This is a genomic window from Pseudomonas sp. 478 (assembly GCF_003254125.1).
Classification (GTDB): domain Bacteria; phylum Pseudomonadota; class Gammaproteobacteria; order Pseudomonadales; family Pseudomonadaceae; genus Aquipseudomonas.
This window is the reverse complement of sequence record NZ_QKZG01000007.1, coordinates 142,099-160,314: the sequence shown is the minus strand read 5'-3', so window position 1 is coordinate 160,314 and position 18,216 is coordinate 142,099. Positions and strand designations below refer to the sequence as shown.

Here is an 18,216-nt window from a genome sequence, read left to right as displayed (position 1 = left end):
GGTCGTAAAGTCAGCGTTTCGCTGACCGGCCAGTGAGGTGATGGCTAGATCACCCGTGAAAACCGCTGGCGATTGTGCTGTTCCAGGTACGCGTCGAACACCATGCACACCGAGCGCACCAGCAATCGTCCGGCGGGCAATACGGTGATCCGTTGGTTATCCAGTTCGATCAGACCGTCATCGGCCATTCCCTGCAACTGTGGCCAGAGTTCGCCGAAGTAACCCTGAAAGTCGATGTTGAAGGCGTGTTCGATCGCGGCAAACTCCAGGCTGAACGTGCAGATCAGTTGCTGGATGACCGCACGTCGCAGGCGGTCATCGGCGTTGCACAGCAGGCCCCGGCTGGTGGCCAGCTGCGAGCTGGCCAGCGTGTTCTGGTACTGATTCAGGTCGCTGTTGTTCTGGCAATACAGGTCGCCGATCTGGCTGATGGCTGACACGCCCAGGCCAATCAGGTCGCAATGACCGTGGGTGGTGTAGCCCTGGAAGTTGCGTTGCAGGGTCGATTCTTCCTGGGCAATCGCCAGTTCATCGTCGGGCAGCGCGAAGTGGTCCATGCCGATGTAGCGGTAACCGGCCTTGGTCAGCTGCTCGATGGTGCCCTGGAGCATTTCCAGTTTTTGCGCCGGTGTCGGCAGCTCGTCGCTGTTGATGCGCCGTTGCGACATGAAGCGTTCCGGCAGGTGCGCGTAGTTGAACACCGAGAGGCGGTCCGGTTGCAGGTTGATCACTTCATCAACCGTGCGGGCGAAACTCTCGGGTGTTTGCCTCGGCAAGCCATAGATCAGGTCAATGTTGATCGAGCGAAACTGAAGTGTGCGGGCAGCGTCGATCACCGCGCGGGTTTCTTCCAGGCTTTGCAGGCGATTGACTGCCCGTTGCACTGCCGGATCGAGGTCTTGCAGGCCGATACTGACCCGGTTGAAACCCAGTTCACGGAGCAGGCCCATGGTCGACCAGTCAGCTTCGCGAGGGTCGATTTCGATGCCGTAGTCGCCGGAATCGTCGTCCAGCAAGTTGAAGTTCTTGCGTAACTGGGCCATCAACTGGCGCAGTTCATCGTGACTGAGAAAGGTCGGGGTGCCGCCACCGAAATGCAGTTGCTCGACCTTCTGCGCGGGGTCGAGGTGGCAGGCGATCAGCTGGATTTCCTGCTCAAGGCGCTGCAAATAGGGCTGGGCCCGGCCGCGGTCCTTGGTGATGACTTTATTGCAGGCGCAGTAGTAGCAAATGTTCGCGCAGAACGGCACGTGCACATACAGCGATAACGGGCGCAGGGCTTTACGGCTGTCACGCAGGGCGTGGAACAGGTCGAACGTGCCGACCTGACCGTCGAATTGCACCGCGGTCGGGTAGGAGGTGTAGCGCGGCCCCGCCAGGTCGTAACGGCGGATCAGATCGGTGTCCCAACGAATGGCGTCGAGCATCATGCGGGCATTCCCCCGGATAGGCTGGCAGTGTCAGCGAGTCTAGGGGGCGCGGCGGTGGGGCATCTTGATTTGCGTCAACGGTCAGGATTTGTGTTGTCGGTGCGGGCCTCTTCGCGAGCAAGCCCGCTCCCACAGGGGAATGCATTTCAATGTGGGAGCGAGCCTGCTCGCGATGGGCGCGCCGCCGATCTAGTGGCCCATCAGCCAGTGCTGATGCGGCCCCGGCAAGGTCCAGATGCCGAACAGGATCACCAGTAATCCGCCCGTCATCCGCACGCTACGTTTGCGCAACAGCGCCGTGACCCGCTCAGCCGCCAACCCCGTGGCGAGCAAGACCGGCCAGGTGCCGAGCCCGAACGCAAGCATCAAAAGTGCACTGTCCAGCGCATTGCCCTGGCTCGCCGACCACAGCAGGGTGCTGTAAACCAACCCGCACGGCAGCCAGCCCCAGAGCGCGCCCAGCAGCAATGCGCGGGGGACGCTCGACACCGGCAGCAGTTTGTTGGCCACGGGCTGAATGTGCCGCCACAGGCCGCGACCGAGGCTTTCGATGCGGGTCAGGCCGCTCCACCAACCGGCGAGGTACAGGCCCATGGCGACCAGCAGCAAACCGGCGATGACGCGCATGAACATCGCCGCCGGGCTGTTGGCCACCGCCCACCCGGCCAGACCGATCAGCAGGCCTGCCGTTGCATAGCTGAGAATTCGTCCCAGGTTGTAGGCCAGCAGCAGTCGAAAACGCCGGCTGCGTTGCTCCTTGGGAATCGCCAGGGTCAACGCGCCCATCAAGCCGCCGCACATGCCCAGGCAATGACCGCCGCCGAGCAGACCGAGGATCACCGCAGACACCAGCAGCGGTGCCAACTCAAGCATGGGGTGGCGCCTTGTCGTCCGGTTTGACCGGATGACCGCTGGCTTCGTCGACCGCGGCCTTGTGGTTCGGGTCCTGGTCGTCAAACAGGATGCTGTGGGCCGGGCCGTCGAGGTCGTCGTACTGACCGCTGTCGACTGCCCAGAAAAAGATGTAAATGGCGATGGCCACGATCAGCAGCGCGGCTGGGATCATCACGTAGAGAGCTGGCATCTGGACTCCATGCCCGCGCGGCTCAGGCCGGCAGCGGACGGGTTTCTGGCGTGGCGCTGACCGCAGGCGTGTTGGGCATGCGAGTCAGGCGCAGGGCGTTCAGCACCACGGTCAACGAACTGATGGACATGCCAACCGCGGCCCATACCGGAGTGATCCAGCCGAGGGCGGCGAACGGCAACATGAGGCCATTGTACAGCCCGGCCCACAGCAGGTTCTCGATGATTACCCGGCGGGTGCGCCGCGCCAGGCTGAAGGCTTGGACCAGTGCGTCGAGGCGGTTCGACAGCAATACCGCGTCAGCACTGGTTTTCGCCAGATCGGTGGCCGACCCCATGGCCACGCTGATGTCGGCGGCGGCCAGCACGGGCACGTCGTTGACCCCGTCACCGAGCATCAACACCTTGCGGCCTTCCTTGTGCAGCTGTTGCAAGACCTGCAATTTATCGTCCGGACGCAAGCCGCCTCGGGCTTCATCGATGCCCAGTTCCGCAGCGACACTGGCGACCATCGGCGAGCTGTCGCCGGACAGCAGCAGTGTGCGCCAGCCGCGAGCCTTGCAGGCGGCGAGCAGGGCAGGTGCGTCGGCACGCAGACGGTCGTCGAGAACAAACCATGCCAATGGCCCCTGGCTGTTACCGAGCAGCAACCATTGGCCAGCTTCATCCGGCATCGATGGCACGGCAGCGCCACTGAGTTCACAGACAAAACCCGGTTGGCCGATGCGCAGGCGTTGTTCACCGACCAACCCTTCGAGGCCGAGTCCCGGCGTGCTGTGGACTTCTTCGGCGGCCAGCGGTGCCCGGCCAAACGCCCGGGCGATCGGATGTTCGGAACGGTTTTCCAGTGCAGCGGCGAGGCTCAGGCATTGATCGCTGTTGAGCGCGCCGAGCGGGCGAATCGAACGCAAGGCCAGGCGACCTTCCGTCAACGTGCCGGTCTTGTCGAAAATCACCGTGTCGATCTGATTGAGGCCTTCCAGCACATGGCCGCGAGTCAGCAGCAAACCAAGTTTGTGCAGGGTGCCGGTGGCGGCGGTGAGGGCGGTCGGTGTGGCCAGGGACAAGGCGCACGGGCACGTCGCAACGAGCATCGCCAACACAATCCAGAAGGCCCGCGACGAATCCAGTTCCCACCAGATCAGGCCGATGACGGCCGCGGCAATCAGCGACAGCAGCAGGAACCACTGCGCGGCGCGATCAGCAATTTCCGCCAGTCGCGGCTTCTCGGCCTGGGCGCGGTCCAGCAGGCGGACGATGGCGGACAGTCGGGTGTCTTGACCCAGCGCCAGGACTTCCACGGTCAGCGCGCCTTCGACGTTCAGGGTGCCGGCGGTGACGGCATCCCCCGGCATGCGCGGCTGTGGCAGGTATTCGCCGGTGAGCAGGGATTCGTCGATGCTCGACTGGCCGTCGAGGATCTTGCCGTCAGCCGGGAGGATCGCGCCGGGATGCACCAGCACCTGATCGCCGACACGCAGTTCGCTGAGCAGGATCCGCTCGCTCTGGCCGTCGGCACTCAGGCGCAAGCACGAGGCGGGCAGCAGGTTTACAAGCTGTGCGGTGGCGGCGGCGGTGCGTTCGCGGGCGCGACGTTCCAGATAACGCCCGGCCAGCAGGAACAGCGCGAACATGCCGACCGCATCGAAATACAGTTCACCAACGCCGGTGATCGAGGTCCAGATCCCGGCGATGTAGGCGCTGCCAATGGCCAGCGACACCGAGACGTCCATGGTCAGGTGGCGGGTGCGCAAGTCGCGCATGGCGCCTTTGAAGAAGGGCGCGCAGCTGTAGAACACGATCGGGGTGGTGAGGAACAGCGCGACCCAACGCAGGATGGTGTGCAATTCGGGGCTGAGGTCGATGTTGAATTCCGGCCAGGTGGCCATGGTCGCCATCATCGCCTGGAACCACAGTAGCCCGGCCACGCCGAGTTGGCGCAGGGCCAGGCGGTTTTCGCTGGCCAGTTGTTCGCTGGCGCGGTCGGCCTGATAGGGGTGCGCGGCGTAACCGATATGGCGCAATTCGCTGAGAACCTGGCTCAGCGGCAGTTGCGCATCGGCCCAACGCACATGCAGGCGATGGTTGGACAGGTTCAGGCGCGCTTCGGCCACCGCTGGCAAGCCGCGCAGGTGTTTCTCGATCAACCAGCCGCAGGCGGCGCAACTGATGCCTTCCATCAACAGGGTGGTTTCGGCCAGTTCGCCTTCGTGGCGAACGAAGGGGGCTTGCACGTCGGCGCGGTCGTACAGCGCCAGTTCGTCCACCAACTGCACCGGCAGCGCTTCGGGGTTGGCCGATGACTCGCTGCGATGCTGGTAATAGGTTTCCAGTCCGCCGGCCACGATGGCTTCGGCCACGGCCTGGCAACCCGGGCAGCAGAACTCGCGGGTTTCACCGAGGACGGCAGCGGTGAAGCGGCTGCCGGCTGGGACGGGCAGGGCGCAGTGGTAGCAGGGGAGTGGAGTGGTCATGAGGCGTTGTCCGATGATCGTTCCCACGCTCTGCGTGGGAATGCCTCCCCGGACGCTCCGCGTCCGCTTCGGCTGGGACGCGGAGCGTCCCTGGCTGCGTTCCCACGCAGAGCGTGGGAACGATCAGGGTGAGGCTTACTTCTTCAGGTCTTCGGCGCCTTGCAGCGGTTCGTCACCCAGCAGCAGATCCTTGTCATGGCTGACCTGTTCTTCTTCGAACATGCGCCAGGTCTTGTCATCCTGTACGCCCAGCAGTTCTACAAAGCGGCGACCGTCGACTTTGTCGTTCAACTGGCCAATGTAGCGGCCCTGTTCGGTTTCGCTGCGTGCCAGGGTGATCTTGCGATCCTTCTCCGGCTGAGTCGGCGAGATCAGGTTCAGTTCCAGGGTTTTCGGTTGGCTGTTGCCGCTCAGGCGCAGGTCGACTTCACCGGTCACGTCGTCCAGATGAACGCTCGCGCGCAGCAGCAGGGTCTGCGCCAGCAACTCACGGTCGAGGGAGCGGTTAATGCCTTTGCCGGCCTCGTAATAGTTGTCGTTGACCAGGTTGTCCGGGTTGTTCACCGCGATCGTCACCATGGACAAGGTCAAGGTCACGGAGCACGCCAGGATGGCGATGATGATCCACGGCCAAAGGTGCTTGTACCAAGGGCTGGCGGCATTTGCTGCGGGCATGATCACTTCTCTCAACGAATTTGTGGGCCGATGAACCGGCTCTTGGCTTCAACGTGAATGCTGTCGTCGTCGGCATCCTTGAGGATGAATTTCACCTCGTTGGTGCTAGACGGCAGTTTTTCCGGTGCGATGGACAATTCAACCGGCTGGCTGAAAATCTCCCCGGCGGCAACTTTGATTTCGCGCTTGCCTTGCAGCTTGAGGTCCGGCAGGCCAGCGGCTTCGAGCACGTAGGTGTGGTCGCGTTGGTCTTTGTTCATGATCTTCAGGCTGTAGACGTTTTCGATCCGGCCTTCGGCGTTCTCGCGGTACAGCACGCGGTCCTTGCTGACGTCGAATCCGACCAGTGAGCGCATGAAGAACGCGCCCGCCAGCAATCCCATCATTGTCAGCAGCACCAGCGCATAGCCGATCAGGCGCGGGCGCAGTTTATGGGTTTTTTGCCCGGACAGGTTGTGCTCGGTGGTGTAGCTGATCAGGCCGCGCGGGTAGTCCATCTTGTCCATGATGCTGTCGCAGGCATCGATGCAGGCCGCACAGCCGATGCATTCGATTTGCAGGCCGTCGCGGATGTCGATACCGGTCGGGCAGACCTGGACGCACATGGTGCAGTCGATGCAGTCACCCAGGCCCATGGCCTTGTAGTCGGCGCCTTTCTTGCGCGGGCCGCGGCTTTCACCACGACGCGGGTCGTAGGAAACGATCAGGGTGTCTTTATCGAACATCACGCTCTGGAAGCGTGCGTACGGACACATGTAAATGCACACCTGTTCGCGCAACCAGCCGGCATTGCCGTAGGTGGCGAGGGTGAAAAAGCCGACCCAGAAATACGACCAGCCGTCGGCTTCGCCGGTGAAGAAGTCGATGGTCAGCTCGCGGATCGGCGAGAAGTAACCGACGAAGGTCATGCCGGTCACAAAGCCGATCAACAGCCACATCGAGTGTTTGCTGAGTTTGCGCAGGAATTTGTTGGCGCTCATGGGCGCTTTGTCGAGCTTGATGCGCTGGTTGCGGTCGCCTTCGGTGACCTTCTCGCACCACATGAAAATCCACGTCCAGACACTTTGCGGGCAGGTATAGCCGCACCAGACCCGCCCGGCGTACACGGTAATGAAGAACAGGCCGAAGGCGCTGACGATCAGGATTCCCGAGAGCAGGATGAAGTCCTGCGGCCAAAAGGTTGCACCAAAGATGAAGAATTTGCGTTCCGGCAGGTTCCACCAGACGGCCTGATGGCCGCCCCAGCTCAGCCAGACCGTGCCGAAATACAGCAGAAACAGCCCGGCACCGCCCATCATCCGCAGGTTGCGGAACAGACCGGTGAAGGCGCGCGTGTAGATTTTTTCTCGAGAGGCGTAAAGGTCGACGCTGTTGTTTGCGTTCTTGGCAGGCGGTGTGACGTCGTGTACCGGAATCTGATTGCTCATCATTGCATCCCACGGCAGTGGAAAAATGCCCCGGTCAGTACATGCCGACCGCGGTCAAAAAGAGGTGTTGCAGTGGCGCAATGATACGCCTGTAGCTCTAGCGTAAGGGTGCGACCTTTGGTCGCGTTGGGGAAAAATCATGAATGGTGTAGCAGATGTAACAAAACGTGATGCAGATCAATTGACTTGTGAAGTATGGACGGTTTTTCGCATCCTGCCTTCTACACACTGTCCGACTGTTTCGGCCTGCCTGAGGGTAAGCGGGTGATTCGATGGCTGTTGGGAGTCTGGTGTTTTAATCTTGTTATTATTATCTTCTGCAGCGCTTATATAGCCGAGCTTGAAAGAGTTTGTAGGTGTGTTAGTTGTTGGTTTGAAACATGCTTAATTAGTTGTCGGGTGTTTAGTGTTTGTGTGAGTTTGAAGTTTTCTATATGTTTGCAGTCGGATAGATTGTCTATCGCAAAATTAATAATATTATCGGAAATGGAATTCTATGAGCGTATCAACTTCAAGTGGACTTTTGGCGTGCCTGGCCTTTGCTGTTATGGCGCCTTTTGCACATGCAACAGCAGTATCTCCAGGTGACATGGTGTTTACCTCTGATCCGCAATATCCGTGGACTGAGAAAACCGATGCCGGTGAAGCCCAGACCGACTCGGAGCGTGATTCGCGTTCCAAGTGGCTGATTGAAACTCAATACAATGACATTGCCAATTTCAGGCAGAACTTTGGCGGCGCCGCGCGAGTGCCGGTAATGATCAATGGTGATATTACTGCCTATGGTCATGGTTGGCAGCGTTCAGTGGTCAAGCCGATTCTGGACAGCAAGTTGCTCGGTCAGTATGACTATGGGTTGGGTAATCACGACTATGAAAATAATATTGATGACTGTCTTTTCAACACTTGTGCCGCAGGGAGTGTTGAAGACTTTTTGGCTCGCTATACCGGTCAAGAGGGCAGGGCTGACAGTATTGATATTCAACTCGTGGAGGACGGCACCGTAAAGAAACGTGTTGATGGCAGTCTGGCTTATTCCAAGAACTTTGGAGATGTTCATTTAGTACAGCTGAATAATGAGCCTACTTACTCGGTCAGTTTTACCGCTTATGACTGGCTTGTGCCGAAGGGCTATTACCTGACGGACGCACTTGATTGGTTGGAAAAGGATTTGAAGGATGCACGTGAAAAAGGCCAGGTCATAATCCTGAATATGCATAAACCCAGGTGGGGTGGCAGTGACGAGCAATTGAGTCGCTTCAGAAAGATGATCAAGGATTACAAGGTGACCGCGGTGTTTGCCGGGCACTACCACTGGTTTCATGGCCAATACACAAGCGCCTCCAGCGAGTTTGGCGACGTGCCTGTGTTTCTGAGCGGGGCGGCTTCGCAGCAAACGTACCTGATTGCGAGCTTCACCAAGGAAAGGGACAAGTTGATGGTCTACCGCGTGACGGGCAACAACTGGCCTAGCCGGAAGCTTGAGGCAACTATTCCGGTCAAGCGTTAAGTCGAACCGGTCGTGAAATGAAAACGGCCCCGTCAATTCTCATTGGCGGGGCCGTTTAGTGTTGCGGTCAGGCGTTTGCCTTACTGGGCGTCCGCCACTGGCGCTTTCTCACCGTGAGAGAGGCTGTAGACGTAAGCGGCCAGCAGGTGAACCTTGTCGTTGCCTTGCAGCTGTTCTTGCGCAGGCATCTGGCCCTGACGGCCGTATCGGATGGTCTGCTGCAGTTGAGCGAAGCTCGAACCGTAGATGAACGCTGCCGGGTGGGTCAGGTTAGGCGCGCCCATGGCTGGCGTACCTTTGCCTTCCGGACCGTGGCACGCCACGCAGTTGGCAGCGAACAGCTTCTGCCCGGCTACCGGGTCAGCCTTGGTGCCTTCCGGCAGTTTGCGGCCATCGAGGTTGGTCAGTACGAACGCAGCAACGTTCGCAACGCCTTGCTCGCCGATCACTTCTGCCCAGGCCGGCATCACAGCGTGACGACCGCCCATGATGGTGGTCTTAATGGTTTGCGCTTCGCCGCCCCAGCGCCAGTCGGCGTCGGTCAGGTTAGGGAAACCGTAGGCGCCCTTGGCATCGGAACCGTGGCAGACCGAGCAGTTTGAGGCGAACAGGCGGCCACCCATCTTCAGGGCTTGCGGGTCCTTGGCGACTTCCTCAATCGGCATGGAAGCGAACTTGGCGAAGATCGGGCCGAACTTGGCGTCCGACTTGGCCATTTCCTTTTCCCACTCGTGAACGCCGGTCCAGCCGCTCTGGCCGTTGGCGAACGCGGTCTGCTTCTCGTTATCGAGGTAGTTGTACCCCGGCAGCAGGCCTTTCCAGTTACCCAGGCCCGGGTACAGCACCAGGTAGCCCAGGGCGAAGATGATGGTGCCCACGAACAGCATGAACCACCATTTTGGCAGTGGGTTGTCGTACTCCTCGATCCCGTCGAAGGAGTGGCCAACCGTTTCTTCGGTGGCTTCGCTGCGCTGGCCCTTGCGGGTGGACAGCAGCAGCCAGGTCAGGGCGAAGATCGTGCCGAGACTGAGGACTGTGACGTACAGACTCCAGAACGTAGTCATTCTTTGTTACTCCTAGAAGCTTGCTCGACGTGCTTGATGGCTTCGGGATCATCCGCGAAAGGCAGCAAGGTCGCGTCTTCAAACTCCGACTTGCGCTTGGGGCTGAATACCCACAACGCCAGACCGATGAAGGCCACCATCACAACAACGGTGCCCAGGCCACGAATCATCCCGATATCCATCTAAATCACCGTTTGCTTTTGATGATGGTGCCCAGGCCTTGCAGATAGGCCACCAGCGCGTCCATTTCGGTTTTGCCCTTCACAGCATCCTTGGCGCCGGCGATGTCTTCGTCGGTGTAAGGGACGCCGAGCGTGCGCAAGACTTCCATTTTCTTGGCGGTGTCTTTGCCGTCGAGCTTGTTTTCCACGAGGAACGGGTAGGCCGGCATTTTCGACTCAGGCACGACGTTGCGCGGGTTGTACAAGTGCGCACGCTGCCAGTCATCGGAGTAACGACCGCCAACACGGGCCAGGTCCGGACCGGTACGCTTGGAACCCCACAGGAACGGGTGGTCCCAGACGCTTTCACCGGCGACCGAGTAGTGGCCGTAACGTTCGGTTTCAGCACGGAACGGGCGGATCATCTGCGAGTGGCAGCCGACACAACCGTTGGCGATGTAGATGTCGCGGCCTTCCAGTTCAAGGGCGGTGCGAGGCTTCATGCCTTCGACCGGCTTGTTGGTGACGTCCTGGAAAAACAGCGGAACGATCTGGGTCAGGCCGCCGATGCTGACGGCGATAACCATGAAGAAGGCCAGCAGGCCAATGTTCTTCTCGACTGCTTCATGCTTCATCAGTGAGCTCCAACTACAGCAATCTGTTCAGCAGCTTTGGCTTCAGCCGGGTTCGAGGCACGTACGGTACGCCATACGTTGTAGGCCATGAACAGCATGCCGCTGGCGAAGAACGCACCGCCCAGGGCGCGAACGATGAAACCAGGATGGCTGGCTTGCAGCGCTTCGACGAACGAGTAGGTGAGGGTGCCGTCGTCGTTGATTGCACGCCACATCAGACCCTGGGTAATGCCGTTGACCCACATCGAGGCGATGTACAGCACGGTACCGATGGTCGCGAGCCAGAAGTGCGTGTTGATCAGGCCGATGCTGTGCATCTGCACACGACCGAACAGTTTCGGGATCATGTGGTAGATGGCGCCGATCGAGATCATCGCTACCCAGCCCAAGGCACCGGCGTGTACGTGGCCGATGGTCCAGTCGGTGTAGTGAGACAGCGAGTTGACGGTCTTGATGGCCATCATCGGGCCTTCGAAGGTCGACATGCCGTAGAAGGCCAGCGACACAACGAGGAAGCGCAGGATCGGGTCGGTGCGCAGCTTATGCCAGGCCCCCGACAGGGTCATCATGCCGTTGATCATGCCGCCCCAGCTGGGTGCCAGCAGGATGATCGACATCGCCATGCCCAGGGACTGAGCCCAATCCGGCAGCGCGGTGTAGTGCAGGTGGTGCGGACCGGCCCAGATGTACAGGGTGATCAGCGCCCAGAAGTGCACGATCGACAGACGATAGGAGTAGATCGGACGCTCGGCCTGCTTCGGAACGAAGTAGTACATCATCCCCAGGAAGCCGGTGGTCAGGAAGAAACCCACCGCGTTGTGGCCATACCACCACTGGATCATCGCGTCAGTCGCACCGGCGTAGGCCGAGTAGGACTTGAAGAAGCTGACCGGCAGGGAAGCGTGGTTGACGATGTGCAGCATCGCCGTCACAACGATGAAGGCACCGTAGAACCAGTTACCCACATAGATGTGCTTGGTTTTGCGCTTGGTGATGGTGCCGAAGAACACCAGACCGTAAGTAACCCAGACGATGGCCAGCAGAATAGCCAGGGGCCATTCCAGTTCCGCGTATTCCTTGGTCGTGGTGTAACCCAGCGGCAAGGTAACGATCGCGCCGACGATCACCGCTTGCCAACCCCAAAAGGTGAAGGCGGCGAGGCTGTCGGAAATCAGTCGCGTTTGGCAGGTTCGCTGCACGACGTAATAAGAAGTGGCAAACAGTGCACAACCACCGAAGGCGAAAATCACCAGGTTGGTGTGCAACGGGCGTAAGCGTCCAAAAGTCGTCCACGGCAGACCGAAGTTCAATTCCGGCCATACAAGCTGTGAGGCGATGAAGACACCAAGCCCCATGCCAAGGATCCCCCAGACCACCGTCATGATGGCGAACTGGCGGACTACCTTATAGTTATAAGCAGTCGGACTGATTGCTGTGCTCATTCTAAGGTTCCACGGTTTGGGTGTTTTATTAGGAGTAAAAATCGGCCGCAAGTATGTAGAAAGCGGGGGGTCATTGCAACGCGCCATGACCTGGGTCAATGCTTTCAAAAGCTGATTCTGCGGCCTTTCCATGCGCCGCGTAAGGACAAAATTGCCCAAGGGCAAAATGTCGCAGCAGACGAAAATGGTGAGGGGGTCAGGTCGGATGTAACGGGGTGTGTTCAAACACAACGATCGGGTGACAGATGGCAATTGGCACGACAGCCGGTATCTACCAGCCTTTGCGGCCTGTCATCGAGCAGGTTCGTCGAACACATCGGGTCGGGTCGACCTGGAACCGGCTCTTGCCAGTCCGCATCGGGGGAAGCTTAGACCCGAATCTGATGAACCGAAAGGAGGACCAACGGAGGGGTGCGACACTTGGTCGCAAAGGGACAGGGAACTGCCGCATCCGGGAGAATGCGGCAGCAGAGCGGTCGAGATTTATTCGTGTTTGCCTTCAGCCTGCAAACGCTCTGTATTCAGGCCGTGTGACAGGCTGTACACATAAGCGGCCAGCAATTGCACCTTATCGTTGCCGAGCATTTCGTTCTGCGCCGGCATATGGCCCTGGCGGCCATGACGAATAGTCTGTTGCAGCTGCGCCAGGCTTGTACCGTAGATAAAACCGGCCGGTTGCGTCAGATTCGGCGCGCCCATGGCTTCAGTCCCATGGCCGTTTGCCCCGTGACAGGCTACGCACATCGTGCTGAACGCTTGCTGTCCGGCGTGCAGGTCGGCACCGCTGTCGTCAGGCACCGGCAGGCCGGCCAGGTCATGGCGCACATAAGCCGCGACGTTCTTCACGCCGGCATCACCAAGGATTTCACCCCAGGCCGGCATCGCGGCCATGCGACCACCCATGATCGTGGTTTTGATCGTGTCGGCGTTGCCGCCCCAGCGCCAGCTGGTGTCCGCCAGGTTTGGGAAGCCAAAGGCGCCCTTGGCATCCGAGCCGTGGCAGACCGCGCAATTGGAGGCAAACAGGCGACCGCCCATTTTCAACGCTAGCGGGTCCGTGGCCACTTCTTCTACGGGCATCGCCGCGAATTTGGCGAAGATCGGCCCGAACTTCGCATCGGCCTTGTTCATCTCCTTTTCCCACTCGTGGACGCCGGTCCAGCCGTCCTCGTAACCCGGCAGGATGCCTTTCCAGTTGCCCAGGCCCGGGTAAAGCACCAGATAGCCCACGGCGAACACCAGCGTGCCGGCGAACAGCATGAACCACCACTGCGGCAGCGGGTTGTCGTACTCCTCGATGCCGTCGAAGCTGTGGCCCATGGTCTGGTCGACGCTGCCCTTGGTTTCGCCCTTGCGGGTGCCGATCAGCAGCCAGGTCAGGCCGATCAGGCTGCCGATGGTCAGTACGCAGATCCACGTACTCCAGAAGGTGGTCATGGCCGGGTACTCCTTGTTTCAGGTTCTTGGGTGGCGTCATCGGGCAGCGGTTCATCGGCGAACGGCAGCAAACGCGCTTCGGCGAATTGCGAATTGCGCTTGCTGTTGAACACCCACAGCGTCAGGCCGACGAAGGCCACGAACACCACGACCGTGCCCAGGCCGCGGATCATTCCACTGCTCATTACGCTTACGATTTCAAAGGGCATGGACATGGCTCACCTCTTGCTCTTGATGGATGTGCCGAGCACTTGCAGGTAAGCGACCAGCGCGTCCATTTCGGTCTTGCCCTTGAGCGAAGCCACTGAGCCTGCGATGTCGTCGTCGGTGTACGGCACGCCGAGGGTGCGCATCGCCTTGATCTTGGTTTCGGTGTGGCTGCTGTCGAGTTGATTGGCCACCAGCCACGGATAGCCGGGCATTTTCGATTCCGGCACCACGTTGCGCGGGTTGTACAAGTGCGCGCGGTGCCAATCTTCGGAGTAGCGACCGCCGACCCGGGCCAGGTCCGGACCGGTACGTTTCGAGCCCCACAGGAACGGGTGATCCCAGACGCTTTCACCGGCCACCGAGTAGTGGCCGTAGCGTTCGGTCTCGGCGCGGAACGGACGGATCATCTGCGAATGGCAACCGACGCAGCCTTCGCGGATGTAGATGTCGCGACCTTCCAGTTGCAGCGCGGTGTAGGGCTTCATGCCTTCCACCGGTTTATTGGTCACGTCCTGGAAGAACAGCGGGACGATCTGGGTCAGACCGCCGATGCTCACGGCCAACACCATCAGCAACATCAGCAGGCCGACGTTTTTCTCGATTGTTTCGTGTTTCATGGCGGCCTCCTCAGGCGATCTGCGCGGCAGCGGCGGCTTCGGCAGGCTGCGAGGCCCGCACGGTGCGCCAGGTGTTGTAGGCCATCAGCAACATGCCGCTGAAGAAGATCGCACCGCCTACCAGACGTACGACGAAGCCTGGGTGGCTGGCCACCAGGGTTTCGACGAAGGAGTAGGTCAGCGTGCCGTCTTCATTGACTGCGCGCCACATGAGGCCCTGGGCGATGCCGTTGACCCACATCGAAGCGATGTACAGCACGGTGCCGATGGTGGCGAGCCAGAAGTGCGCGTTGATCAGGCCGATGCTGTGCATCTGCGTGCGACCGAAGATTTTCGGGATCATGTGGTACAGCGCGCCGATGGAGATCATCGCGACCCAACCGAGGGCGCCGGCGTGAACGTGGCCGATGGTCCAGTCGGTGTAGTGGGAGAGGGCGTTGACCGTCTTGATGGCCATCATCGGCCCTTCGAAGGTCGACATGCCGTAGAACGCCAGCGAGACCACGAGGAAGCGCAGGATCGGGTCGCTGCGCAATTTATGCCAGGCGCCCGAGAGCGTCATCATCCCGTTGATCATCCCGCCCCAGCTCGGCGCCAGCAGGATCAGCGACATCACCATGCCCAGCGACTGTGCCCAGTCCGGCAGCGCGGTGTAGTGCAAATGGTGCGGACCGGCCCAGATGTACAGAGTGATCAGCGCCCAGAAGTGCACGATCGACAAACGATAGGAATACACCGGACGCTCGGCCTGTTTCGGCACGAAGTAGTACATCATCCCGAGGAAACCGGCGGTGAGGAAAAAGCCTACGGCGTTGTGGCCGTACCACCACTGAACCATGGCATCGGTCGCCCCGGCGTACACCGAGTAGGACTTGGTGAAACTCACCGGCAGCTCAAGGTTGTTGACGATGTGCAGAATCGCCACGGTGATGATGAACGCACCGAAGAACCAGTTGCCGACGTAGATGTGCTTGGTCTTGCGCTTGGCCAGCGTGCCGAAGAACACCACGGCGTAGGCGACCCAGACGATGGTGATCAGGATGTCGATCGGCCATTCCAGTTCGGCGTATTCCTTGGAACTGGTGTAACCCAGCGGCAGGCTGATAGCGGCCAGCAGAATCACGACTTGCCAGCCCCAGAAGCAGAACGCGGCGATTTTCGGCGCAAACAGTTGGGTCTGGCAGGTGCGTTGCACCGAATAGAACGAACTGGCGAACAGGGCGCAACCGCCAAAGGCGAAGATCACTGCGTTGGTGTGCAACGGGCGCAGGCGCCCGAAGCTGGTCCACGGCAGATTGAAGTTGAGTTCAGGCCAGACCAATTGAGCCGCGAGAAAAACCCCGAGCCCCATGCCGACGATGCCCCACACCACCGTCATAATGGCGAATTGGCGGACCACCTTGTAGTTGTAGGCGGTACTGATAGAAGTGTTCATGGTTCCCCATCCACGGTTCAGCCGAAGTGAAGGCGTTTGCGTACGGCAGACGCTCCCTTCGCCTGGAGTTATAGGCAGACTAAAAGCGAGGCAAGCATGGACAAAGAGCACAAGGCCAGTATTGACGGGGATCAATGGGCGCGGTGTGTGCGGGAGCATGGATGGTTGTGGAATGCGGCCACGACGCCGGCATCGGCGACGCTGATTCTCGCTCACGGTGCCGGTGCGCCAATGGACAGTGGCTGGATGAGCGACATGGCTGAGCGCCTTGCTGCATCTGGGATCAATGTGCTGCGCTTCGAGTTTCCGTACATGGCGCAACGGCGTGTTGATGGCGGTAAACGCCCACCCAATCCGGCCCCAAAATTGCTGGAATGCTGGCGTGAGGTCTATGCCCTGGTGCGACGCCATGTCGCTGGTCGTCTGGCCATTGGTGGCAAATCCATGGGCGGGCGGATGGCGAGTTTGTTGGCGGATGAACTAGAGGCCGATGCGTTGGTATGCCTCGGATATCCGTTTTATGCGGTAGGGAAACCTGAGAAGCCGCGGGTCGAGCATTTGGCCGCGCTCAAGACACCGACGCTGATTGTTCAGGGCGAGCGGGATGCATTGGGGAATCGCGAGGCCGTCGAGGCTTACACGTTGGCACCGAGTATCGAGGTGTTCTGGCTGGCGGCGGGGGATCATGATTTGAAGCCATTGAAGGCGTCCGGGTTTACCCATGAGCAGCATTTGGCGGCTGCGGCGAACAAGGTGGCTGAGTTTCTTCTCTGATATTTGTGGTGCCTGTCAGGGCCTCTTCGCGAGCAAGCCCGCTCCCACAGGGTTTGGTGTTGACCATAATTATCGAACAACACCACCAATCACTGTGGGAGCGGGCTTGCCCGCGAAGAGGCCCTTTCAGGCGCCATCATTTTCAGATTGGCAATAAAAAACCCGGAAGCTTTCGCCGTCCGGGTTCTTCGTTTCCAGCATCAATCAGCGGTTAAACCGCTCCACCAACGAATACTGGGTATTCGCCGTCTTCGTCAGCTCTTCACTCAACAACGCCGAGTGTTGCGCCTGTACCGAGGTCTGATCCGCCAGGTGCGAGATGTTGCTGATGTTGCGGCTGATTTCTTCGGCCACTGCACTTTGCTCTTCGGTCGCCGCAGCGATCTGGGTGGTCATGTCGGTGATGTTGGCCACCGCTTCGCTGATCCCAACCAGTGCCTGGTCCGCTTCCAGTACCCGCGCCACACCTTCTTCAGCCTGGCGATGACCAGCCTCCATGGTTTGCACCGCCGTGCTGGCGGTTTGCTGGAGCTTGGCGATCAGGGCGTGGATCTGCCCGGTGGATTCGCTGGTGCGTTGCGCCAGTTGGCGAACTTCGTCGGCGACCACTGCAAAGCCACGACCCATTTCACCGGCACGGGCCGCTTCGATGGCGGCGTTCAAAGCCAGCAGGTTGGTCTGGTCGGCGATGCCTTTGATCACATCGACCACACCACCGATTTCGTCGCTGTCCTTGGCCAGTTGGGTCACGGTCAGCCCGGTTTCACCCACCACCACCGACAGGCGCTGGATCGCTTCGCGGGTTTCCCCGGCGATGTCGCGGCCGCGACCGGTCAGGCGATTGGCTTCCTGTGTAGCGTCGGCCGTGCGCTGCACGTGGCTGGCGACTTCCTGCGTGGTGGCGGCCATCTGATTGACAGCGGTGGCCACTTGCTCGGTTTCGACACGCTGACGTTCCAGGCCGGTGGAGCTGCTGTGAGCCAGGGTGTCGGACTGTTTCGCTTGGTCGCTCAGATGCTCGGCGGTGTCCTGCAGACGGGTCAGGCAGGTTTTCAGGCGGGCTTCCTGGCTAAGGATCGACATCTCCAGACGCGCCTGGGCACCGCGGCTGTCGGTGTACATCTGTGCAATCAGTGGGTCGGAGGTCGTTTGCCCCGCCAGGTGCAGCAGACGCTTGAGACCGCGCTGTTGCCAGCTCAACCCCAACAGACCCAATGGCACCGACAGGCCGGCGGCCAGCGCAAAACCCCATTGGGAATTGAGCGAGGCACCGATCATGAAGCTCAGCTGGCTGACCAGAATGAACGGCAGCCAGTCCTGCAGCACCGGCAGCCATTTGTCCGTTGAAGGAATCGCCGACTTGCCCTGATTGATGCGTTGGTAGAGTGCTTCGGCACGGCGGATCTGCTCGGCAGTGGGTTTGACCCGCACCGATTCATAACCGACCACCTGATTACCTTCGAAAACCGGCGTGACATAGGCGTTAACCCAGTAGTGATCACCGGTCTTGCAGCGATTCTTGACAATGCCCATCCATGGCAAGCCTTGTTTCAGTGTGCCCCACATGTGCGCAAATACCGCGGCCGGGACGTCAGGGTGACGGACCAGGTTATGCGGCGCACGGATCAGCTCTTCACGAGAAAACCCACTGATTTCGACGAAAGCGTCGTTGCAGTAGGTGATCACGCCCTTGGCATCGGTGGTGGAAATCAACCGTTGCTGAGTCGGGAAGGTCCGTTCGCGTTGTGTAATAGGCTGGTTGTTACGCATGGCTTTTTCAATCCGCAAGGCTTTGACGGGTTGTCGGCATCGTCAGCCATTTATTGAGATTATTTTTCAGTA

General features: G+C 59.9%; 17 protein-coding genes. 2 read left to right on the top strand and 15 right to left on the bottom strand.

Annotated elements, in window-relative coordinates; translation table 11 throughout:
* Positions 1 to 44: 44 nt before the first annotated feature.
* From hemN to ccoG, 6 genes are all read right to left on the bottom strand, one after another.
* On the bottom strand, positions 45 to 1,427 hold the full coding sequence (gene hemN, locus DFS28_RS16295; protein WP_111450768.1) for an oxygen-independent coproporphyrinogen III oxidase: 1,383 nt from the start codon (positions 1,425 to 1,427) through the stop codon (positions 45 to 47).
* Positions 1,428 to 1,619: 192 nt separating this feature from the next.
* The gene (locus DFS28_RS16290) at positions 1,620 to 2,303 is read right to left on the bottom strand and encodes a sulfite exporter TauE/SafE family protein (protein WP_033055657.1); all 684 of its coding nucleotides are present in this window, start codon (positions 2,301 to 2,303) and stop codon (positions 1,620 to 1,622) included.
* Entirely contained in the window at positions 2,296 to 2,514 is a 219-nt protein-coding gene (gene ccoS / locus DFS28_RS16285) for a cbb3-type cytochrome oxidase assembly protein CcoS (protein WP_111450612.1), read from the bottom strand. The genes DFS28_RS16290 and ccoS overlap by 8 nt, the downstream gene beginning before the upstream one ends.
* A gap of 22 nt (positions 2,515 to 2,536) precedes the next feature.
* Positions 2,537 to 4,987: a heavy metal translocating P-type ATPase gene (locus tag DFS28_RS16280; protein ID WP_111450611.1), complete on the bottom strand. Its 2,451-nt coding sequence runs from the start codon at positions 4,985 to 4,987 to the stop codon at positions 2,537 to 2,539.
* A gap of 135 nt (positions 4,988 to 5,122) precedes the next feature.
* The gene (locus tag DFS28_RS16275) at positions 5,123 to 5,662 is read right to left on the bottom strand and encodes a FixH family protein (protein ID WP_033055654.1); all 540 of its coding nucleotides are present in this window, start codon (positions 5,660 to 5,662) and stop codon (positions 5,123 to 5,125) included.
* A gap of 11 nt (positions 5,663 to 5,673) precedes the next feature.
* Complete coding sequence (ccoG, locus tag DFS28_RS16270) at positions 5,674 to 7,089, bottom strand: cytochrome c oxidase accessory protein CcoG (protein ID WP_111450610.1); 1,416 nt, start codon at positions 7,087 to 7,089, stop codon at positions 5,674 to 5,676.
* Between the two features lie 496 nt (positions 7,090 to 7,585).
* On the opposite strand from ccoG, the gene DFS28_RS16265 reads away from it, so the two are divergent.
* Entirely contained in the window at positions 7,586 to 8,599 is a 1,014-nt protein-coding gene (locus tag DFS28_RS16265; protein WP_111450609.1) for a metallophosphoesterase, read from the top strand.
* Positions 8,600 to 8,679: 80 nt separating this feature from the next.
* Here DFS28_RS16265 and ccoP (DFS28_RS16260) read toward each other — a convergent pair whose 3' ends face one another.
* The 8 genes from ccoP (DFS28_RS16260) to ccoN (DFS28_RS16225) form a co-directional block, all read right to left on the bottom strand.
* Positions 8,680 to 9,663: a cytochrome-c oxidase, cbb3-type subunit III gene (gene ccoP / locus DFS28_RS16260; RefSeq protein WP_046047863.1), complete on the bottom strand. Its 984-nt coding sequence runs from the start codon at positions 9,661 to 9,663 to the stop codon at positions 8,680 to 8,682.
* Positions 9,660 to 9,845 carry a CcoQ/FixQ family Cbb3-type cytochrome c oxidase assembly chaperone gene (locus tag DFS28_RS16255; RefSeq protein WP_003175465.1) on the bottom strand — a complete coding sequence of 62 codons (186 nt, stop codon included), beginning with the start codon at positions 9,843 to 9,845 and terminating at the stop codon, positions 9,660 to 9,662. Before DFS28_RS16255 ends, ccoP (DFS28_RS16260) begins: the two co-directional genes overlap by 4 nt.
* Before the next feature lie 5 nt (positions 9,846 to 9,850).
* Positions 9,851 to 10,459, bottom strand: a complete 609-nt coding sequence (gene ccoO / locus DFS28_RS16250) for a cytochrome-c oxidase, cbb3-type subunit II (RefSeq protein ID WP_018925301.1) — start codon at positions 10,457 to 10,459, stop codon at positions 9,851 to 9,853.
* Positions 10,459 to 11,901 carry a cytochrome-c oxidase, cbb3-type subunit I gene (gene ccoN / locus DFS28_RS16245; protein WP_008157290.1) on the bottom strand — a complete coding sequence of 481 codons (1,443 nt, stop codon included), beginning with the start codon at positions 11,899 to 11,901 and terminating at the stop codon, positions 10,459 to 10,461. Before ccoN (DFS28_RS16245) ends, ccoO (DFS28_RS16250) begins: the two co-directional genes overlap by 1 nt.
* Positions 11,902 to 12,384: 483 nt before the next feature.
* Positions 12,385 to 13,338 (bottom strand): cytochrome-c oxidase, cbb3-type subunit III, encoded by a 954-nt coding sequence (gene ccoP / locus DFS28_RS16240; RefSeq protein WP_111450608.1) that lies wholly within the window; start codon positions 13,336 to 13,338, stop codon positions 12,385 to 12,387.
* Positions 13,335 to 13,535 (bottom strand): cbb3-type cytochrome c oxidase subunit 3, encoded by a 201-nt coding sequence (locus DFS28_RS16235; protein ID WP_165934007.1) that lies wholly within the window; start codon positions 13,533 to 13,535, stop codon positions 13,335 to 13,337. Before DFS28_RS16235 ends, ccoP (DFS28_RS16240) begins: the two co-directional genes overlap by 4 nt.
* 21 nt (positions 13,536 to 13,556) lie before the next feature.
* Positions 13,557 to 14,165, bottom strand: a complete 609-nt coding sequence (gene ccoO, locus DFS28_RS16230; RefSeq protein WP_008157297.1) for a cytochrome-c oxidase, cbb3-type subunit II — start codon at positions 14,163 to 14,165, stop codon at positions 13,557 to 13,559.
* A gap of 10 nt (positions 14,166 to 14,175) precedes the next feature.
* Positions 14,176 to 15,600 carry a cytochrome-c oxidase, cbb3-type subunit I gene (ccoN, locus tag DFS28_RS16225; protein WP_111450606.1) on the bottom strand — a complete coding sequence of 475 codons (1,425 nt, stop codon included), beginning with the start codon at positions 15,598 to 15,600 and terminating at the stop codon, positions 14,176 to 14,178.
* A gap of 96 nt (positions 15,601 to 15,696) precedes the next feature.
* Here ccoN (DFS28_RS16225) and DFS28_RS16220 point away from each other — a divergent pair, with 96 nt between their 5' ends.
* Positions 15,697 to 16,374 (top strand): alpha/beta family hydrolase, encoded by a 678-nt coding sequence (locus tag DFS28_RS16220; RefSeq protein ID WP_111450605.1) that lies wholly within the window; start codon positions 15,697 to 15,699, stop codon positions 16,372 to 16,374.
* Positions 16,375 to 16,578: 204 nt separating this feature from the next.
* Here DFS28_RS16220 and DFS28_RS16215 read toward each other — a convergent pair whose 3' ends face one another.
* Positions 16,579 to 18,144, bottom strand: a complete 1,566-nt coding sequence (locus DFS28_RS16215) for a PAS domain-containing methyl-accepting chemotaxis protein (RefSeq protein ID WP_111450604.1) — start codon at positions 18,142 to 18,144, stop codon at positions 16,579 to 16,581.
* Positions 18,145 to 18,216 lie beyond the last annotated feature (72 nt).

Excerpts from the sequence above, each read along its gene's own strand:
- DFS28_RS16265 (WP_111450609.1), top strand. The coding sequence starts at position 7,586 with ATGAGCGTATCAACTTCAAGTGGACTTTTGGCGTGCCTGGCCTTTGCT.
- hemN (WP_111450768.1), bottom strand. The coding sequence starts at position 1,427 with ATGCTCGACGCCATTCGTTGGGACACCGATCTGATCCGCCGTTACGAC.
- DFS28_RS16290 (WP_033055657.1), bottom strand. The coding sequence starts at position 2,303 with ATGCTTGAGTTGGCACCGCTGCTGGTGTCTGCGGTGATCCTCGGTCTG.
- ccoP (WP_111450608.1), bottom strand. The coding sequence starts at position 13,338 with ATGACCACCTTCTGGAGTACGTGGATCTGCGTACTGACCATCGGCAGC.
- ccoN (WP_008157290.1), bottom strand. The coding sequence starts at position 11,901 with ATGAGCACAGCAATCAGTCCGACTGCTTATAACTATAAGGTAGTCCGC.
- ccoG (WP_111450610.1), bottom strand. The coding sequence starts at position 7,089 with ATGAGCAATCAGATTCCGGTACACGACGTCACACCGCCTGCCAAGAAC.
- ccoO (WP_018925301.1), bottom strand. The coding sequence starts at position 10,459 with ATGAAGCATGAAGCAGTCGAGAAGAACATTGGCCTGCTGGCCTTCTTC.
- DFS28_RS16275 (WP_033055654.1), bottom strand. The coding sequence starts at position 5,662 with ATGCCCGCAGCAAATGCCGCCAGCCCTTGGTACAAGCACCTTTGGCCG.
- ccoP (WP_046047863.1), bottom strand. The coding sequence starts at position 9,663 with ATGACTACGTTCTGGAGTCTGTACGTCACAGTCCTCAGTCTCGGCACG.
- DFS28_RS16280 (WP_111450611.1), bottom strand. The coding sequence starts at position 4,987 with ATGACCACTCCACTCCCCTGCTACCACTGCGCCCTGCCCGTCCCAGCC.
- ccoO (WP_008157297.1), bottom strand. The coding sequence starts at position 14,165 with ATGAAACACGAAACAATCGAGAAAAACGTCGGCCTGCTGATGTTGCTG.
- DFS28_RS16220 (WP_111450605.1), top strand. The coding sequence starts at position 15,697 with ATGGACAAAGAGCACAAGGCCAGTATTGACGGGGATCAATGGGCGCGG.
- DFS28_RS16215 (WP_111450604.1), bottom strand. The coding sequence starts at position 18,144 with ATGCGTAACAACCAGCCTATTACACAACGCGAACGGACCTTCCCGACT.
- DFS28_RS16255 (WP_003175465.1), bottom strand. The coding sequence starts at position 9,845 with ATGGATATCGGGATGATTCGTGGCCTGGGCACCGTTGTTGTGATGGTG.
- ccoN (WP_111450606.1), bottom strand. The coding sequence starts at position 15,600 with ATGAACACTTCTATCAGTACCGCCTACAACTACAAGGTGGTCCGCCAA.
- ccoS (WP_111450612.1), bottom strand. The coding sequence starts at position 2,514 with ATGCCAGCTCTCTACGTGATGATCCCAGCCGCGCTGCTGATCGTGGCC.